The sequence below is a fragment of the Paenibacillus faecis genome (genome assembly GCF_008084145.1).
In the GTDB taxonomy this organism is placed as follows: Bacteria; Bacillota; Bacilli; order Paenibacillales; family Paenibacillaceae; genus Fontibacillus; species Fontibacillus faecis.
On record NZ_VSDO01000005.1, the window covers coordinates 258,961 to 275,011 of the forward strand.

Below are 16,051 nucleotides of genomic sequence, written 5' to 3' on the forward strand. Positions count from 1 at the left end.
CCGTATTTACTAGGTAGAATATGATTATAGTCAACAATTCTGCTCATAAGGGAACAATCTCAAATACAGTGCCTTGGTTCGGCTCAGCCACTTTTATAGAGCCATAAACTCCTAAAAATAGCCGGGTTTGATTCTGATTTGCTCCTAAACTAACGTAATACGCGGCACTAGACCCAAAATGATAATCCGTTTCTATGACATTGTAATCGTTTGGTTTGCAGTCGGATGTTACCCTGGTATAGGCTAGAACGCCCCTGACAGGATTTGAATGAGATCGAGCGAGATCGGTGAACACAACGCTTCCAGATAAATCAGGGATATCGTTTCCATTATAAGCCTGGACCCCGGTGAGTGCAGTCCCTCCAAACTTGTCGGGACGGGGATCTTCATGATAATAACTCGTTAGCGGCGGAAGGCGCAGCACTGAAGTTTCCAGGGTTTCATTGAAATATGAAATATTTTTTTCACTCCAATCTGGATTTGCAGGGCAGTCCCTTATTACAGAGGTAGGTAAATCACCTTCCCACCCTCGCCAGCCGAAGTTAATAAATCCTTTTTGTCCGGTCACAGACCCCGCCATTGATGCTTGAATAAGCTGGGTAACCGGTATCGGCGTATATTGAACGAATGAAAAAATCGATTCCACCAGATCTTGTCCGACATTCCCTACGTACTTCATATAATAATTATAGTGTCTTTGATATGAAATGCCCGTTATATTGCGTACTCCTTTTGCAGTGACCGTAAGCATGTTTTGAATAGATTCAGGCAGTTCATTAAACCGTGTAACCACAGGCGGGTGATCAATAAATGAATTCATGCCTACATCAATTTCGATGATCTTCCCCGCGATTTCCATCCAATCTTGGCTTAAATTAAACGGGTCATATGCGGATCCGCCATCTCCGGTCGTTAAAACCAGTTTTCCGGTTTCAGGCGAAAAGTTTAAGCTATTGACCCCATTATGATTTAAAAAGGGCCTTCTTATATTCAGTAATGTACGCCGCCTTTGAGGTTGCCCGTTCGATTGCAGAATCCATTCTTCAACGGTATCGATATGATCATATTTTGTTTCTCTATCGGTCCACTTTAGGTTTAACGTCCGGGGATCGCACGGATTAGGCTTAAAGGATTCGGAAAAAGCGACCGGACCTTGGGTTCCGGCTAGTGAGTAATGGAGATAAAACAATCCGTTGTAGTAAAATCCGGGATGAAAAGCTAGACCTATCAGCCCCCTTTCATCGTATCCGCCGCCGGAGCCTCCCAGTTTTAAGATTCGCTGGCGAATATCTAAAAAAGTCCCTATCGTTCCGTTTCTAATATAAAAGATCTCACCGACCTGTGTTGCAATCATAATACTTTCGATGGAATCACCCGGAAGGAAAGTGGTTTTTAATACGGTGGGTAAGTTTATCCCGCTAACCATAGGCCGTAGACGGACTTTAACGTGATTCAATTCAATTCCTCCTGGTTAAAATAATCTTTTTTAAAATATGATGAGATTTTTTTTATTAGCACCTGTAAAAATAATGATAAAATACCCGAACGCCATAGGAATTAATTTGAAAAGTGGAAATAAAATATAATTGGAATAATTACTGAACAAGGAGGTTTGAAATGACTACAAAAAAGTATCTTTTTAACCCCTTATCACTTTTGGTAGTTTTGGCTGTATTTCTATCCACATGGTTCACTGCCCCACCATCGGCGAGCGCAGCAGCTAGAGGAGCATGGGCTCCGAATACGGCATATGCGGTAAATGACACGGTAACCTATAGTGGAAGTACTTATACCTGTCTTCAGGCGCACACTTCCCTCGCAGGCTGGGAGCCGCCCAATGCTCCTGCTTTGTGGAAGAAGGGCGGTGGCGGGACTACACCAACAACACCGACTAACGGAGTGACATTCTATGCGGATATCAACTATGGCGGGAAGGCAGTAACAGTTGGAACAGGCAATTACACACTGTCTCAGTTGAACGCAAAAGGAATTCCGAATGACTGGATGTCCTCTCTCAAGGTTCCTAATGGTTGGACTGTTGAAGTATATGAGAATGATAATTTCGGAGGAACCAAGTGGACCTTTACTTCGGATTCTTCCTGGGTTGGCAACGCGATCAATGATAAAATGTCCTCGGTTAAAATTTATACGGGTTCGCCATCTCCTTCAGTAACAAAGCCGTCCGAAGTTCCAAGCCATATATGGAGATATGTAATGAATGTGGACAACAAATTTGGTAAAGGCGGAGATTTTGCTTTATTGCTCAGTGCGGTTATCAAAAAAGAAAGCAGTTTTGGAGCAGGCTTACCAGGTAGTCCGTCAGCCGGCGACGGATTGATGCAAGTAGAACCAAACACACGCAATGCCTATTTATCGCAATTCAGCTCAAAATTTGGCCGTGCGTATAATCACAGCAGTGAACAGGATCAGGTATGTATGGGCGCAATGATTTTAGACGAGAAGATTGTGAAGTTTGGAAATATATATAACGGATTATTACATTATAATGGAGGAGATAACTGGTATCCGGGAGCCACGGATTCATATGGCCGTCCTATTCTGGCTAATCTCTATGCAGATGCAGTTTATGCTACTTATAAGGGGTATGGCGGAAAACATTAAGGTAAAGGGTATGAGTTACCAAGCGGATCATTGCTTGCGTAACCCATGCCTTTTTATTTGTTCAGGGTTCGTTCGTGCAGTTCCATGATTCGATTTTCATGGTTTTTTTGAAGTTATTGGGTAAGTGAACTTCACCTGGGGTTATGATATACTCGTTTAGATGTCTACCTTTAGCAGACAGGTTGATTTTACTACTACGGGATAAAGAACTGTCCCGGTATCTATAGAGAGGTTTTGACATGAACAATAATTTCTGGCGTGATTTGCCACGGCCCTTTTTTATTCTGGCGCCCATGGAGGATGTGACGGATGTTGTGTTTCGTCATGTCGTCAGTGCGGCGGCCAGACCGGATGTGTTTTTTACGGAATTTGCGAATACGGAAAGCTATTGTCACCCGGAGGGAAACCATAGTGTGCGCGGGCGTTTGACGTTTACGGAGGATGAACAGCCCATGGTAGCGCATATTTGGGGAGATAAGCCGGAATATTTTCGTCAAATGAGCATCGGTATGGCGAAGGAAGGCTTCAAAGGCATCGATATTAATATGGGTTGTCCCGTAGCGAATGTAGCGGAGAACGGGAAGGGCAGCGGCCTGATCTGCCGTCCGGAAACCGCAGCGGAGCTTATCCGGGCCGCCAAAGCCGGCGGGCTGCCCGTCAGCGTAAAAACAAGGCTTGGTTTTAGCGAAATCGACGAATGGCGTGACTGGCTGACCCATGTTTTGCAACAAGACATTGTGAACCTGTCCATTCATCTGCGGACAAGGGAAGAAATGAGCAAGGTACCCGCGCATTGGGAGCTCATCCCGGAGATCAAGAAGCTTCGTGATGAGGTGGCGCCGGATACTCTTCTGACCATTAACGGGGATATCCCTGATCGGCAGACCGGCCTCAAGCTGGCCGAGCAGTACGGGGTGGATGGGATTATGATCGGGCGCGGTATTTTTCAAAATCCGTTTGCCTTTGAGAAGGAGCCGCGAGAACATAGCAGTGAAGAATTGCTTGATTTGCTGAGGCTGCATCTGGATCTCCATGATCACTACTCGGCACTCGGGCCGCCGCGTTCGTACGGCCCTTTGCCCCGATTTTTTAAAGTTTATGTCCGGGGATTTCGCGGGGCGAGCGAGTTAAGAAACAGCTTGATGAACACCAAGTCCACAAGTGAAGCACGCGCGCTGCTGGATGAGTTTAGAAACAAGGAGCATGCCGGGGCGGAGGAGCGCGGGGATTAGGCTGCCGAGTTAAAATAGAAGAGAGAACTAAAAAGATGGGGGATCGGATAAATGGAGATGGGACAAGCCCGTACCAACACGCCTTTCCTCTGTTTTTTTATATAGAGGGGGAGTTTATATGTCCTGGAGCAAATTGAAGCAGCAGTTGGAGAGCTTTCTCAGTCCGGCGTTACAGGGAAGGGTGGAATACCGCGCACCGGGTTACCGTTATGTGCCGGATAAATCAGGGATTTGCTATATCTCGGTGGATAAGAAGAACATCCTTAATATGAGTGATAAGACGAACCCCATCAGATGGTACCAGACGGAGCTGGAAATCAAGAATGATCCCGATATCCAAATTCCGATCACCAGTGACGACATTGAGGCGGTCAGAAAAGATACCAAAGGGCCCGTGCCGGAGGAGCGTTTAGCAGTCATTGCGCGAAGCAGAAAAAGTTCGGAGCATGCCAAAGCGCTTTTGTCCGCACAGGCTTCATTAAGTAAATCCAATTTTATCGTGGTGGCCAATAAGTTCCTAACCACCCCTTTCGAGGAGAGCCTGGAGAGCGATGAAATCCTATTGAACGTTCTGGCTTTGGTGGATCGAAGGATCGGGAAAAAGCGGATCTTGAACATGTCCGAAGGGATGAAGTTAAAGCATCCGATTGTGCAGTATTTTTATGAACTGCGGCGTAATACGTTGTGAAGGGTGGATCCTGTAAATATGTCAAAAAGCTCATGCTGAGGATAGCATGGGCTTTTCTTTATAAGGGGATTGGATTGTAATCTGTGGCTTAATGGGGTATGATGCAAAATATAAATATATCTCAAAGATATATTGTTCGTGAGGGAGGGGACGTATGAAAAGAATCAATACCACTCATTTTGCCATTCTCGGTTTGCTTCGTATTAAGCCCATGAGCGCCTATGAGCTTGTTAAGTTCTCGAAGGAAAGCATTGGTCTATTCTGGAACGAATCCTATGGACATATTCACAAGAGCATTAAGCAGTTGAAGTTAGAGGGCGCTGTGTCGGTTGTGGAAGAAACGGAGACGGGAAGACGTAAAATCGTCTACAGTATTACCAAGCAGGGTTGTGACCAACTGGATGCCTGGTTAGCCCTGCCGCCTGAGGAATCGGTGATGAGGAACGAATTGCTTATGAAGATTTTTGTCTCCGAGGAACGTCATATCCCTCAGCTAGTCGCTTTTCTGGAGGAAGAATTAGAAGCGAGTGAGCGAATGACAGCGGTGCTTGCCGGAATTAAAGCGAGTGTTCCCAGCGGGAACAGCAGACAAGGACAGCTATGGCTGTTGACGCTCGATTACGGTGAGCGATACCTGCGAATGACGATCGAGTGGTGTGAACATGCGTTGGCATTGTTGCAGCCTTCCGAAAAGGAGAAACGAGAATGAACTTAAAACAGCGCAGCCTGGCTCCCCTCCTATTTATCGCGGTCGTGGTGATCGCTTGTGCCCCTCTCCTGCTGTGGATGAGAAGCAGTCCGCCTCTGGCCTTAAAAGTATTCGATCGTGAAGTATACAATTTAGAGATTAGCTATCAAATGGCGGCATTGTTCCTGGCGGTCATCGTCATCGGCATGGTATATGGGCTATCAGGCAAAAAGGGACTTGCGTATTTGAGCCTAAAGAGGCGGGATGGGCAAATACGACCCGAACCGTGGATCGGCATTAAACCCAAAGAGACGGAGTCGTGGAAAAACCTGGGTGTAAACTTTGCAATCGTGATTACGTTGGTAACGGCGGTTGTCATCTATTTTCAAGTGGTTCACGGGGGAGGCGTAAGCCTGGAACTGTTTCCCGGGGTTCTTCTCATTGTCGGTTTTGCGCTTACGAATGCTTTTACTGAAGAAGTCATTTTTCGATATTCATTTGTTGCCGTTGTTGGTAAATATGGATTCTCTCCGTATGCAGCGCAAGGGTTAGCGGCGGCGACCTTTGGACTCGTTCATTATTTTGGAAACCCCGGCGGGATACCGGGTGTATTGATGGCTGCTTTTATCGGCTGGTTTTTGGCCAAATCGATGTTGGAAACGAAAGGATTCTTCTGGGCGCTGTTGATTCATTTTTTGCAGGATGTCGTTATTTTCAGTGCCTTGTTTATGAAATGATCTTTTGTTTAGGGCGTTTCAGCTTGAACTGCTCTGGAGGAAGCCGCCGTTTAATTTTTCTTCATAGATTCGAATCTTATCGTCCAAATGCTTCAAATTGTCTTCCCACTTCTTTTTTTCGGCGAGAACGAAAAGGCGATGCTTTGTCAGCATACTTAATCTGCTCTGCATCGTCATGTCGCCCTGGTAACGAAGGTCGGCATAGTCCCTTATTTCCTTGATCGCCATACCGGTTTCCTTCAGACGCTTAATAAACAAAATCCAGTTCTGATCGTCTTCGGTATAGCAGCGTCTGCCAGCCGCATTTCGCGCAACTCGAATAAGATGCTCCTTCTCATAATAGCGCAACGTATCTATGCTTAAACCTGTGAGGACCGAAAATTCTCCGATGGAATAACAAATTTGGACCGCCTCCTAAAAATATGCTTGATCTGGAGTGAACTCCAGATTGTATGCTGGTACTATACAACACAGAGGAGGAGTCATGCAATGGAAACTGAACGTTATGCACGTGGTCTGGAAAAGCTGACGGAAGTGGATGGTGAGGGAGGTAAGCATGTCATCGAGTCACTGCAGCATATCGCTCCCGACTTAGGAAGATACATTATTGAATTTGCGTTTGGCGACATCTATAGCCGTGAAGGGCTGAGCCTGCAGGAAAGAGAATTGATTACCATCACCAGTCTGCTTACCGCAGGCGGTTGCGAGCCGCAATTAGAGGTACACATTCAAGGCGCGTTAAACGTGGGAATCCCGCAAGAAAAAATAGTGGAAGCTTTTATGCAGTGCATTCCCTATACAGGATTCCCCAAAGTGCTCAACGCTGTGGCAGCGGCCAAACGTGTATTTCAGAATCAATGAGGTAATGTTGCTAGCCTGCTAAGAAATTTTGAAAGTTAGGAGATTCTGTTAGGGCGAAAGAGCATATCCAAGTTAAATAATCTATACTCACCCTGACATAATGCTGTCAGGGTACTTCTGTATAATGAGCTTTAAATAAAAGTCAAAACGATACAGGAGTGGTAAATCCGATGGATCCGAATCAATATATCAAACTTGTAGGCTTAAAGGAAAATAACTTAAAAAATATAACACTCTCTATTCCCAAGAAGAAAATCACTGTGTTTACGGGCGTTTCCGGTTCCGGAAAGTCATCCATCGTGTTCGACACGATCAGCAAGGAAGCCCAGCGTCAATTAAATCAAACATTTACGGCGTATATTCAAAATCGCTTGCCCACCTACAGTCAACCGGACGCATTGTCCATCGAGAACCTGTCTCCGGCCGTGGTGATCGATCAAAAGCGATTAGGCGGAAACGTACGTTCAACGTTGGGTACGGTCACGGACACTTACTCCTTGCTGCGATTATTATTTTCCCGGATCGGGCAGCCCTTCATAGGCGAATCGGATGTTTTTTCCTTCAATAATCCGAAGGGGATGTGTCCGAGGTGTCAGGGAATTGGGCGGAGGGTGGAGCCCGATATAGAGAAGCTGTTTGATAAGACAAAATCACTGAATGAAGGCGCGATTTTGTTCTCCACCTTCTCCGTGGGGACCTGGTATTGGCAGAAACATCTCATCTCAGGCCTTTTTGATCCGGACAAAAAGTTAATGGATTACACGGAGACCGAGTGGCAAATGCTGCTTTATGGCAAAGACAAGAAAATCGTACTCCCCTTAAAGAACGAACCTGTCAAGTATTTCGAAGGGGTAATTGACCGATTTAGACGCATGTTTTTGGAAAAAGAAATTCATCAATTATCAAACAATGTCAAGAAGTTTATTACCATAACCCATTGCACGGCATGTAATGGAACCCGGTTAAGCCACGAGGTATTAAATTGCAAAATAAATGGCTATAACATCGCCCAATTCGCTGCTATGGAAATAGGCGAGTTGTTAAAAGTCATCGAAGCCATAAAAGATCCCATAGCCAAACCGATCATTTCCAATCTGTCCATTCGGTTGCATCATCTTGTAGACATGGGACTCTACTATCTTTCGCTCAACCGGGAAACATCAACCTTGTCCGGCGGCGAATCGCAGCGCGTAAAAATGATACGGCATCTGAACAGCAGTCTTACGGATATGATGTATATTTTTGATGAACCCAGTACCGGATTGCATCCCCGTGATGTACACCGCCTCAATCGGATGCTCGAGCGACTCCGGGACAAAGGAAACACCGTGATCGTGGTCGAGCATGACAAGGATGTGATTCAGATTGCCGATCATGTCGTCGATATTGGACCAGGCGCGGGTGAAAGTGGTGGCGAAATTGTCTATGAAGGAGATTTCCCGGGGTTGTGCGATGCCGATACATTAACCGGAAAGTATATGAGGGATACCCTATCCCTAAAAAAGGAAACTCGGAAATCCACCGGATATCTTTCCGTTGTTGGAGCCTCAAAACATAATCTGAAGCATGTTACTGCTCATATCCCTTGTGGTGTGCTCACTGTCATTACGGGAGTGGCCGGTTCGGGGAAAAGTACATTGATTTTTGATGTTTTTCTGGAGCAGCATCCGGATAGTATTGTGATCGACCAAAAGTCAGTGAGTACCTCGACCAGGTCAACCCCGGCGACTTATACGGGCATGATGGAGGCGATTCGGGATGCCTTTGCCTCAGCGAACAAGGTAAGCAAGTCGCTTTTTAGCTTTAATTCGGAAGGGGCTTGCCCGGACTGCCAAGGCAACGGGTTTATTACTACGGACCTGGCATTTCTTGAAAGTATTAGAACGACTTGCGAAACATGTCATGGGAAACGGTTCAAAGAAGAAGTTCTTCAGTATAAGTTAAATGGAAAATCCATATCGGATGTCCTGGACATGACCGTATTAGAGGCTCTATCTTTTTTCCGGGAGAAAGAAGTGGTCTCCATTTTACAAGCATTATCGGAAGTTGGATTAGACTATATGACGTTGGGTCAACCGTTGAATACGTTATCGGGCGGGGAATGCCAAAGACTTAAATTAGCGGGCGAGCTTCACCGATCCGGGAACATCTATGTGTTGGACGAGCCGACGACGGGGCTTCACATGTCCGATGTGAGACATTTAATATCCATTCTCAATCGCTTGGTTGATAACGGCAGTACCGTCATTGTGATCGAACACCATCTGGATGTGATGAAACAAGCGGATTGGATTATTGATCTTGGCCCCGATGGCGGGAAACATGGAGGAGAGATCATGTTCGCAGGCACGCCGCAAGATTTGGTGACCCGATGCAACTCGATAACCGCACAATATTTAAGAAATGAGATTCCGGGGGACTGAACCTTGAAAATCGAACGGTTATTAGGGATCATTGTGCTGCTGATTCACAGGAAAAGGATGAAGGCGGAGGACCTATCGAGGTATTTTGAAGTATCCGAGAGAACGATATACCGGGATATCGATTCTCTTCATCGAGCAGGGATTCCCATCGTATCGCTTTCCGGACAAGACGGCGGTTATGAATTAATGGATGGGTTCAAATGGGATAAAACGTATCTGACTTTAGAGGATTTACTCTCGATCCAATGGGCGTTAAGAAGTGTTGAAAAGGCTACGGGGTTCGAGGATATCCACGACTTGATTTCAAAAATCAATCTTTTAATCGACACAGTCCCCGCGCAAGACCCAAGCATCCAATTGCAAATTTCGCATTCGAATAACAGTTTGCAACATATTCAAGCCCTATACAAATCCATTCAGAATTGTACTGTAATCAGGATTCGATACGTGGATCATAAAGGAATTGAAACCGTACGGGATATGGAACCGATGGGAATCTTTTTAAAAGATTATCACTGGTATACTTGGGGGCATTGTTTACTGCGGAAGGAACTCAGAGTCTTTAAATTAACCCGGATCATTGAAACGTATAACACAGATCGCTATTTTACCAGGCGTGCCTATACGATTGAAGATCTCTATGGCAAGGATGACGGGAAAGCGGATAGCGGCGTAATCACGGTTGGCCTCCAATTTAGCCCAGAGATGAGGGCGCAAGTATTAGATCATTTTCAGAAAGATGAAATCATAAATCATCCGGACGGGACGATCCTCGTAAAGAAAAATTATTACACGGTTGATAAAGCTATCGCGCAAATTATTGGTTTTGGAAATAAAGTCCGTATTATTTATCCTGAAGAACTCATTCAGAAGTTTATAGCATGTTTAGATGACATCAAAAAATTGTACACCGGCTAAAAGATTGTGGAGAAATAAACGAAGTTTGGGATGATTTAAACTATAATAAAAATGTGGTATAAAGAGCTGAGGTAGAAATGAGGGAGGATCGACCATGACCAAGAGGAATGAATCCAGCGACAACAAGGTGCTGTCCCCAGAACAGGGGGAAGAACTGCTCGCGGCATTGAAAGCCCGATTTGAGAAAAATAGGAACCGCCATGACGGCCTGGAATGGGCGGAAGTTCAAGCCAAGCTCGAAGCGAACGCCGAGAAAATGTGGTCGCTCTATGAAATGGAGAGAACCGGCGGCGAACCGGATGTGGTCGGTCATGATCCAGCGACAGGCGAATACATTTTTTACGATTGTTCCGCGGAAAGCCCGAAAGGCCGCCGAAGTGTTTGCTATGACCGCGAAGCGCTGGAGTCGCGGAAGGAACACAAGCCGCAGAATAGCGCGCTGGATATGGCGGCCGCCATGGGGATTGAGCTTTTAACGGAAGAACAATACCGGGAATTGCAGAAGCTTGGAAAGTTTGATACGAAAACATCGAGTTGGGTGGTCACCCCCGACAATATTAGAAAACTTGGCGGAGCCCTCTTTTGCGACCGGCGCTACGAGACGGTGTTTGTGTACCACAATGGCGCGGAATCCTACTATGCCGCCAGAGGGTTCCGCGGCTCGCTGAGGGTCTGAGTACGGGAGGCACCTCGGTTTCGGAAAGACCATTTCACTTTTAGGAGATGTCCCATAGAACATGCTAAAGAAAGAAGTCGCATATATTCGCAAGCAGTTTAAGCTGGATCACGAAAAGCTCCAAATTTACGATATTTTGAATGTGTATATTATGAAGGAAACGAACGAGATTTATCATTACGAGCGACAGCCTTTTGCGCTGGTGGACAGGGAAAAGCAGGAGCTCTATATGGGGAATTTCAAAAAGCTGCTGGCCGGCGAATTGGATCAAAAGCTGTTCGAGCTGAAGCTTCACGAAGAAGCGGAGACGCCTACGCGGGTGCTTCTCCATCAAGGTCTGGTAACCGGGGATGCGGAGGAATGGCATGATCTGATGATCCTGCTGGTGGAGAAGATGCTCGCGGACACCCATTATGAAAAGGATACGGTGATTACTTTTGTCCGCGGGCAATACTATCAGCCGACCAAAGCCAGAAACGAAGAGGCCGAGGAAAGCGAAAACGACGAGATGTTCGCCAATCCGTTCATTCTGTGCAGCATCAATTCTACGGAGCAGCAAAAGAAAACGCTCATGTTCGATTACGTCGAGCGGGAATTCAAATACAATGTGATCGTGGACCCGATCATTAAGTTGAGTTCGCCGGAGCAGGGTTTTTTCTACCCCAGCGTAACGGACGGCTATTCCGACGTGAATCGGGTGCTGTACTGCTCGGGAAGGGCGCACGAACCGAATCAGCATTTCATCGAGGAAGTCCTGAATGCCGAGAAGACCGTAACGGCGTTGGAGGAGAGAGCTATTTTTGAGGAGATCGTGAAGGAAGTGGCGGGAGAACAGCTCGACGCCTCAACGATCGCCAGCGTGTACGAGGAAATTCATCAGGTCATCGAGACCCATGAAGAGGAAGAACCGCCGAAGCTGGACTATAAAGATGTGGAACGCATGCTGATGGTCAGCGGCGTGGAGAATGTGACGGCGGAAAAAGTGGAACGGGCGTTCGAAACGATCGTCGATGACAGGAACTACGAAATCAAAGCGACCAGCGTCGTCCCGAAATTCACTTCGAAATCGATTAAGATCGATACGAAGGTCGCCACGATTTCGGTCAGCCCGCAGGATCTGAAGTACGTGAGACAGGTGAATTATCAAGGGAAACGGTGTATTTTGATCGAGGTAGACGAGGATGCCGTGATTGAAGGATTTACGCTGAATACGGAGACGTTGTAGGTCGGGGGAGTTCCGGTTCGAGTGGGCGTAACGCTGGACAGGAGTATACAGGATGGAGTTAAATGCGGCTGTATCATGCCATCATCGATCTGCCAGTACCAGCAGCCTATGGGAAAACGTTGATCACAGAGAATTCCTGCAAAAGTGCATGTTTTTTTCTTGTTTGGGGCCCAAATTTCAAAATTCCTGCAATTCTGCAGGAATTTTCGACGAAATCGGCTCGTTTCTCTAAAATCGTCAGAAATGCCTGCAGATTTGCATCTTTTTTCGCATCTGCGCGTGGATTGGCCTGAAATACCTGCAGATTTGCATCTTTTTGCAATTGGAAGTGTTGGGAGTACGCAAGGCACCTTGACAGCTAGTGGGTATGGCAGAAAGAAAATAATAAGGGTGGCTCAATGGACATTAAGGAACTTGAAGGTGTCATAAAATTACCTGCTAATAAGAGGTATGAGTACTTTATTAAGAAGGTAGCCCTAAAAGCATTGCCTTAGAAGAGTTTATAGAAGATTGGTTACCCGGCCTTAAAGACGAGGGTAATAGGGTGTCTGTATTTTGGAATAACGAGGATTGCATGAAAAAACCTATTAACAACAACAAGAGCGGGAAAGGCTGCCTTTAGGCCTATACCCGCTCTTATTTGTTCGCATTGTCCTTCTTTTACAGCTCTACATATTCGTTTTCTACCAGTTTAAAAAAGTCGGAAGGCTTGATTTTTAACCCTTTGCAAAGTTCAAATATTTTGGTTACAGAGGGTTCATTTCTGCCAACTTCAATCATGGAAATATAAGATCGATCCACAAGGAATCATCAACAGATCTCGATTTTCTTTTTTTAATTTTGTAAAACAATTACATATTGTTGGAAACTTTATCTGTTGCAGTTAGTATAACAGACTGATAATAGGCTCAAGAGGATCTGGCGTATGAATGCTGCTACACTAAAAAGGCCGATCTGCGCAACATTGAAGCGTTAGGACATGAATTGAAGGAGGGCAACTGCAATGCAGATTCCGTCATGGTTTCATAGTGTGATTCAGGAGAGGGTGAACAGCGTTATGGTTCAAATCGAACGTCAGCCCGAGTTACGAAAGCTTGGGGCCGAAGAGCATGCGGCTCTTGATGCTATGTTTCCTGGCGTGAACAAGGCACAGATACCGGAGTTTCTGGATTGGGAGGACAAGCTTCATTGCAGAAGAGCTGCAGAGAATGAAGGCTTGTATATGCAAGGCGTAAAAGATGGAGTGCAGCTGGCGATTGCGTTGCTGAGTGATGATGGTCGGAGGACTTAAAGGCGATTCCCCATACAAGTATGCTCAAACAGGCGATCGGTCTTTTGGTCCAAGTTTTTGCGGTATGATGTTTACTAATATGAACTTAAGACCACTCCATGATATTACTGCGATATGCTATAACGAGGACTTTTTTTATAGATTATTCAAAATGGATGTGCTAGGTTTGAACAAAAATGATGAAGTAAGGCTTATCTTGATGTTGCAAGCAACACAATTTGAGCTAAAAAGAATCGGAAACCGAAATAAAACGATGGAGGAATAGCTTGTGAAAAGCACAAGATACTTTGCGCTTGTCGTGGCGATGGTCTTGCTGACGGTGTTAGCTGCTTGTTCAGATAAGCCCACGCCGATTGATCAGCCTGCGTCCTCATCGCAACCATCAGGTCAGATTTATTTGTATGGGGAACAGCATGGCGTAAAAAAAATTTTAGATAAAGAATTAGAGCTATGGAGTGATTACTACAACAACAAAAATATGCGACATTTATTTATTGAAACTCCGTACTATACCGCGGAGTTTTTAAACATTTGGATGCGGTCGGATAGCGATGATATTTTAGACGAGATCTATGAGGATTGGATGGATACTGCGTCGCATAACCCTGATATTAAGGAGTTCTATAAGAAGATAAAAAGCAAATGTCCCAAAACGATTTTTCATGGTACGGATGTTGGCCACCAGTACGATACGATCGGAGAACGATTTATAAAGTATTTGGAAAAAAACAACATGCAAGGCTCTGAGCAATACTTGCTGGCGCAGGAGGCTATTGAGCAAGGTAAATATTACTATGGAAATTCCGATGACGCGTATCGCGAAAACAAAATGGCGGAGAACTTTATCCGCGAGTTTAACAATCTAAGTGGCGAAAGCGTGATGGGGATTTACGGTGGAGCGCATACCGGGTTTGACGGCATGGATTACACTACGCGTTCCGTTCCCAGCATGGCAAATCAGTTGAAAAAAGTTTACGGCAACAACATTTATTCGGAAGACTTAATTGGGTTAGCGAAAGATATCGAACCGAGCAGAGTGGATACTATAGTAGTTAACGAAAAAAAATATGAGGCTTCGTATTTTGGAAAACAAGATTTGACCGGATTTGAAGATTATGCATACCGGGAGTTTTGGCGTTTGGAGAATGCGTACAATGATTTCAAAGATAAGTCAAAAACAGGCGATGTATTGCCTTATGACAACTATCCGATGCTGATAGAAACAGGGCAAGTTTTTGTTATAGACTATACAAAAACAGACGATTCGCATGTGAGAAAGTATTACCGTTCTGACGGGAAGGTTTGGGATAATATGCCGTCAACCGAGGAGTTTACGGCAGAGTGAGTTTTGGAACAGACGTCTCAATGGAGGCTGCTGAAATCGTACGAATCTACGGCATGCGCTGAAGTATCGAGTGATGATCGGACATGGGGAGTACTCTTTTTTCTCTTTGCCGATGAGGTCTGCGGCCTGGACTCTCAGGCCGTAGGGGGTGGTAAAATGGATATAGCAAAGGAGTGAATGAAATGGACAACCATACAGATATCTTAATATACCAGACAGAAGATGGAAATACTAAGATTGATGTCAAGTTAGAAAACGGCACAGTCTGGATGACGCAAAAGGCGATTGCGGAATTGTATCAGAAGGGTGTAAACACAATAAATGAACATATAAAGAACATTTACGAAGAACGTGAATTGAACGAAGAAGCAACTATTCGGAAAAACCGAATAGTTCAAACTGAAGGGCAACGACAAGTAGAACGAGAAGTATCATTTTATAACCTTGAGATGATCATCGCCATCGGATACCGTGTCCGCTCACATAGAGGTACGCAGTTCAGGCGGTGGGCAACAGAACGGCTCAACGAATACCTCGTCAAAGGTTTTACAATGGATGATGAACGCTTGAAGGATATACGTAATTTCGGACAAGACTACTTTGATGAATTGCTCCAGCGTATCCGAGATATCCGTGCATCAGAGAAAAGGTTTTATCGCAAAATTACGGATATATATGCTACATCAATCGATTATGATGCACAAGCAGAGTTGTCTAAGGAGTTCTTCGCAACCGTTCAGAATAAACTGCATTTTGCTATTCATGGACATACAGCAGCTGAATTAATCGCAGAACGTGCCGATGCTGAGAAGGAGAATATGGGGCTAACAAGTTGGAAGGGCGATAAAGTAAGAAAGTCCGATGTTACTATTGCCAAAAATTATTTATCCGACAAGGAATTGCAGTCCTTGAATCGTATTGTAACCATGTATTTGGACTATGCGGAAGATCAAGCGGAACGACAGAATCCAATGTATATGAAGGATTGGATTGAAAAGTTGAACTCTTTCTTAAAATTTAATGAGCATGAAATTCTTACAGATGCAGGGAAGATATCACAAGAAGTTGCCGAAAAATTGGCACTTGGCCAATATGAGAAATACAATGCGAAACGAATTGAGAATCAACACAATCAAGAGGATGACTTTACCAATTTTATTAATAAAAATCGATTGAAATAACTGATTTTAACCCCTCTAGATGTTTCTAGGGAGGTTGTATTGGGGTGGTATCTTTTCCCAAGTCGTTTTGAGCTTTTTCGTACGCTTAATCCGGCACATGAATGCAACTATGCGAAAAAAGCCAACGAGCACGGCTTGCTCTTGCTTTATTGGATGAGGGATCG

At 45.1% G+C, this 16,051-nt stretch carries 17 protein-coding genes; 14 read left to right on the plus strand and 3 right to left on the minus strand.

Annotated features, from left to right (window positions below; translation table 11 throughout):
- Positions 1 to 43: 43 nt before the first annotated feature.
- A complete protein-coding gene (locus FRY98_RS22820) occupies positions 44 to 1,426 on the minus strand; it encodes a PQQ-dependent sugar dehydrogenase (RefSeq protein WP_412066992.1) in 1,383 nt (460 codons plus the stop codon).
- Positions 1,427 to 1,617: 191 nt separating this feature from the next.
- Between FRY98_RS22820 and FRY98_RS22825 the strand changes: the two genes are divergently transcribed.
- The 5 genes from FRY98_RS22825 (at position 1,618) to FRY98_RS22845 (ending at position 5,967) form a co-directional block, all read left to right on the plus strand.
- Complete coding sequence (locus tag FRY98_RS22825) at positions 1,618 to 2,622, plus strand: carbohydrate-binding protein (protein ID WP_148456468.1); 1,005 nt, start codon at positions 1,618 to 1,620, stop codon at positions 2,620 to 2,622.
- Positions 2,623 to 2,861: 239 nt separating this feature from the next.
- Entirely contained in the window at positions 2,862 to 3,854 is a 993-nt protein-coding gene (locus tag FRY98_RS22830; protein ID WP_148456470.1) for a tRNA dihydrouridine synthase, read from the plus strand.
- Between the two features lie 118 nt (positions 3,855 to 3,972).
- Positions 3,973 to 4,542, plus strand: a complete 570-nt coding sequence (locus FRY98_RS22835; protein ID WP_148456472.1) for an SF0329 family protein — start codon at positions 3,973 to 3,975, stop codon at positions 4,540 to 4,542.
- A gap of 154 nt (positions 4,543 to 4,696) precedes the next feature.
- Positions 4,697 to 5,251 carry a PadR family transcriptional regulator gene (locus FRY98_RS22840; RefSeq protein ID WP_148456474.1) on the plus strand — a complete coding sequence of 185 codons (555 nt, stop codon included), beginning with the start codon at positions 4,697 to 4,699 and terminating at the stop codon, positions 5,249 to 5,251.
- On the plus strand, positions 5,248 to 5,967 hold the full coding sequence (locus tag FRY98_RS22845; protein ID WP_148456476.1) for a CPBP family glutamic-type intramembrane protease: 720 nt from the start codon (positions 5,248 to 5,250) through the stop codon (positions 5,965 to 5,967). Before FRY98_RS22840 ends, FRY98_RS22845 begins: the two co-directional genes overlap by 4 nt.
- Before the next feature lie 18 nt (positions 5,968 to 5,985).
- Here the strand turns inward: FRY98_RS22845 and FRY98_RS22850 are convergent, their stop codons facing one another.
- Positions 5,986 to 6,369, minus strand: a complete 384-nt coding sequence (locus FRY98_RS22850) for a MerR family transcriptional regulator (RefSeq protein ID WP_148456478.1) — start codon at positions 6,367 to 6,369, stop codon at positions 5,986 to 5,988.
- An 87-nt stretch (positions 6,370 to 6,456) separates the two neighbouring features.
- Here FRY98_RS22850 and FRY98_RS22855 point away from each other — a divergent pair, with 87 nt between their 5' ends.
- The 6 genes from FRY98_RS22855 to FRY98_RS29090 all read left to right on the plus strand — a co-directional run bounded on the left by FRY98_RS22855 (position 6,457) and on the right by FRY98_RS29090 (position 12,692).
- Positions 6,457 to 6,828, plus strand: coding sequence for a carboxymuconolactone decarboxylase family protein (locus tag FRY98_RS22855; protein WP_148456480.1), 372 nt, complete (start codon positions 6,457 to 6,459; stop codon positions 6,826 to 6,828).
- Positions 6,829 to 6,998: 170 nt separating this feature from the next.
- Entirely contained in the window at positions 6,999 to 9,251 is a 2,253-nt protein-coding gene (locus FRY98_RS22860; protein WP_148456482.1) for an ATP-binding cassette domain-containing protein, read from the plus strand.
- 3 nt (positions 9,252 to 9,254) lie between these two features.
- Positions 9,255 to 10,169 carry a helix-turn-helix transcriptional regulator gene (locus FRY98_RS22865; protein WP_148456484.1) on the plus strand — a complete coding sequence of 305 codons (915 nt, stop codon included), beginning with the start codon at positions 9,255 to 9,257 and terminating at the stop codon, positions 10,167 to 10,169.
- Between the two features lie 94 nt (positions 10,170 to 10,263).
- Positions 10,264 to 10,845, plus strand: a complete 582-nt coding sequence (locus FRY98_RS22870) for a DUF4256 domain-containing protein (RefSeq protein ID WP_148456487.1) — start codon at positions 10,264 to 10,266, stop codon at positions 10,843 to 10,845.
- 61 nt (positions 10,846 to 10,906) lie between these two features.
- Positions 10,907 to 12,070: a DUF4317 domain-containing protein gene (locus FRY98_RS22875; protein WP_148456489.1), complete on the plus strand. Its 1,164-nt coding sequence runs from the start codon at positions 10,907 to 10,909 to the stop codon at positions 12,068 to 12,070.
- 502 nt (positions 12,071 to 12,572) lie between these two features.
- Positions 12,573 to 12,692, plus strand: a complete 120-nt coding sequence (locus tag FRY98_RS29090) for a DUF2750 domain-containing protein (protein ID WP_249043529.1) — start codon at positions 12,573 to 12,575, stop codon at positions 12,690 to 12,692.
- A 38-nt stretch (positions 12,693 to 12,730) separates the two neighbouring features.
- Here the strand turns inward: FRY98_RS29090 and FRY98_RS29525 are convergent, their stop codons facing one another.
- The gene (locus tag FRY98_RS29525; RefSeq protein WP_148456491.1) at positions 12,731 to 12,871 is read right to left on the minus strand and encodes a helix-turn-helix domain-containing protein; all 141 of its coding nucleotides are present in this window, start codon (positions 12,869 to 12,871) and stop codon (positions 12,731 to 12,733) included.
- A 202-nt stretch (positions 12,872 to 13,073) separates the two neighbouring features.
- On the opposite strand from FRY98_RS29525, the gene FRY98_RS22890 reads away from it, so the two are divergent.
- The 3 genes from FRY98_RS22890 (at position 13,074) to FRY98_RS22900 (ending at position 15,887) form a co-directional block, all read left to right on the plus strand.
- On the plus strand, positions 13,074 to 13,361 hold the full coding sequence (locus FRY98_RS22890; RefSeq protein WP_148456494.1) for a hypothetical protein: 288 nt from the start codon (positions 13,074 to 13,076) through the stop codon (positions 13,359 to 13,361).
- A 268-nt stretch (positions 13,362 to 13,629) separates the two neighbouring features.
- Positions 13,630 to 14,706 carry a hypothetical protein gene (locus FRY98_RS22895; RefSeq protein WP_148456496.1) on the plus strand — a complete coding sequence of 359 codons (1,077 nt, stop codon included), beginning with the start codon at positions 13,630 to 13,632 and terminating at the stop codon, positions 14,704 to 14,706.
- A 182-nt stretch (positions 14,707 to 14,888) separates the two neighbouring features.
- Positions 14,889 to 15,887: a virulence RhuM family protein gene (locus tag FRY98_RS22900; protein ID WP_148456498.1), complete on the plus strand. Its 999-nt coding sequence runs from the start codon at positions 14,889 to 14,891 to the stop codon at positions 15,885 to 15,887.
- The last annotated feature ends 164 nt before the right edge of the window (positions 15,888 to 16,051 follow it).

Coding starts and splice junctions, on each gene's coding strand:
- FRY98_RS22830 (WP_148456470.1), top strand. CDS start 2,862: ATGAACAATAATTTCTGGCGTGATTTGCCACGGCCCTTTTTTATTCTG.
- FRY98_RS22835 (WP_148456472.1), top strand. CDS start 3,973: ATGTCCTGGAGCAAATTGAAGCAGCAGTTGGAGAGCTTTCTCAGTCCG.
- FRY98_RS22840 (WP_148456474.1), top strand. CDS start 4,697: ATGAAAAGAATCAATACCACTCATTTTGCCATTCTCGGTTTGCTTCGT.
- FRY98_RS22870 (WP_148456487.1), top strand. CDS start 10,264: ATGACCAAGAGGAATGAATCCAGCGACAACAAGGTGCTGTCCCCAGAA.
- FRY98_RS22820 (WP_412066992.1), bottom strand. CDS start 1,426: ATGGTTAGCGGGATAAACTTACCCACCGTATTAAAAACCACTTTCCTT.
- FRY98_RS22825 (WP_148456468.1), top strand. CDS start 1,618: ATGACTACAAAAAAGTATCTTTTTAACCCCTTATCACTTTTGGTAGTT.
- FRY98_RS22860 (WP_148456482.1), top strand. CDS start 6,999: ATGGATCCGAATCAATATATCAAACTTGTAGGCTTAAAGGAAAATAAC.
- FRY98_RS22890 (WP_148456494.1), top strand. CDS start 13,074: ATGCAGATTCCGTCATGGTTTCATAGTGTGATTCAGGAGAGGGTGAAC.
- FRY98_RS22845 (WP_148456476.1), top strand. CDS start 5,248: ATGAACTTAAAACAGCGCAGCCTGGCTCCCCTCCTATTTATCGCGGTC.
- FRY98_RS22855 (WP_148456480.1), top strand. CDS start 6,457: ATGGAAACTGAACGTTATGCACGTGGTCTGGAAAAGCTGACGGAAGTG.
- FRY98_RS22875 (WP_148456489.1), top strand. CDS start 10,907: ATGCTAAAGAAAGAAGTCGCATATATTCGCAAGCAGTTTAAGCTGGAT.
- FRY98_RS22900 (WP_148456498.1), top strand. CDS start 14,889: ATGGACAACCATACAGATATCTTAATATACCAGACAGAAGATGGAAAT.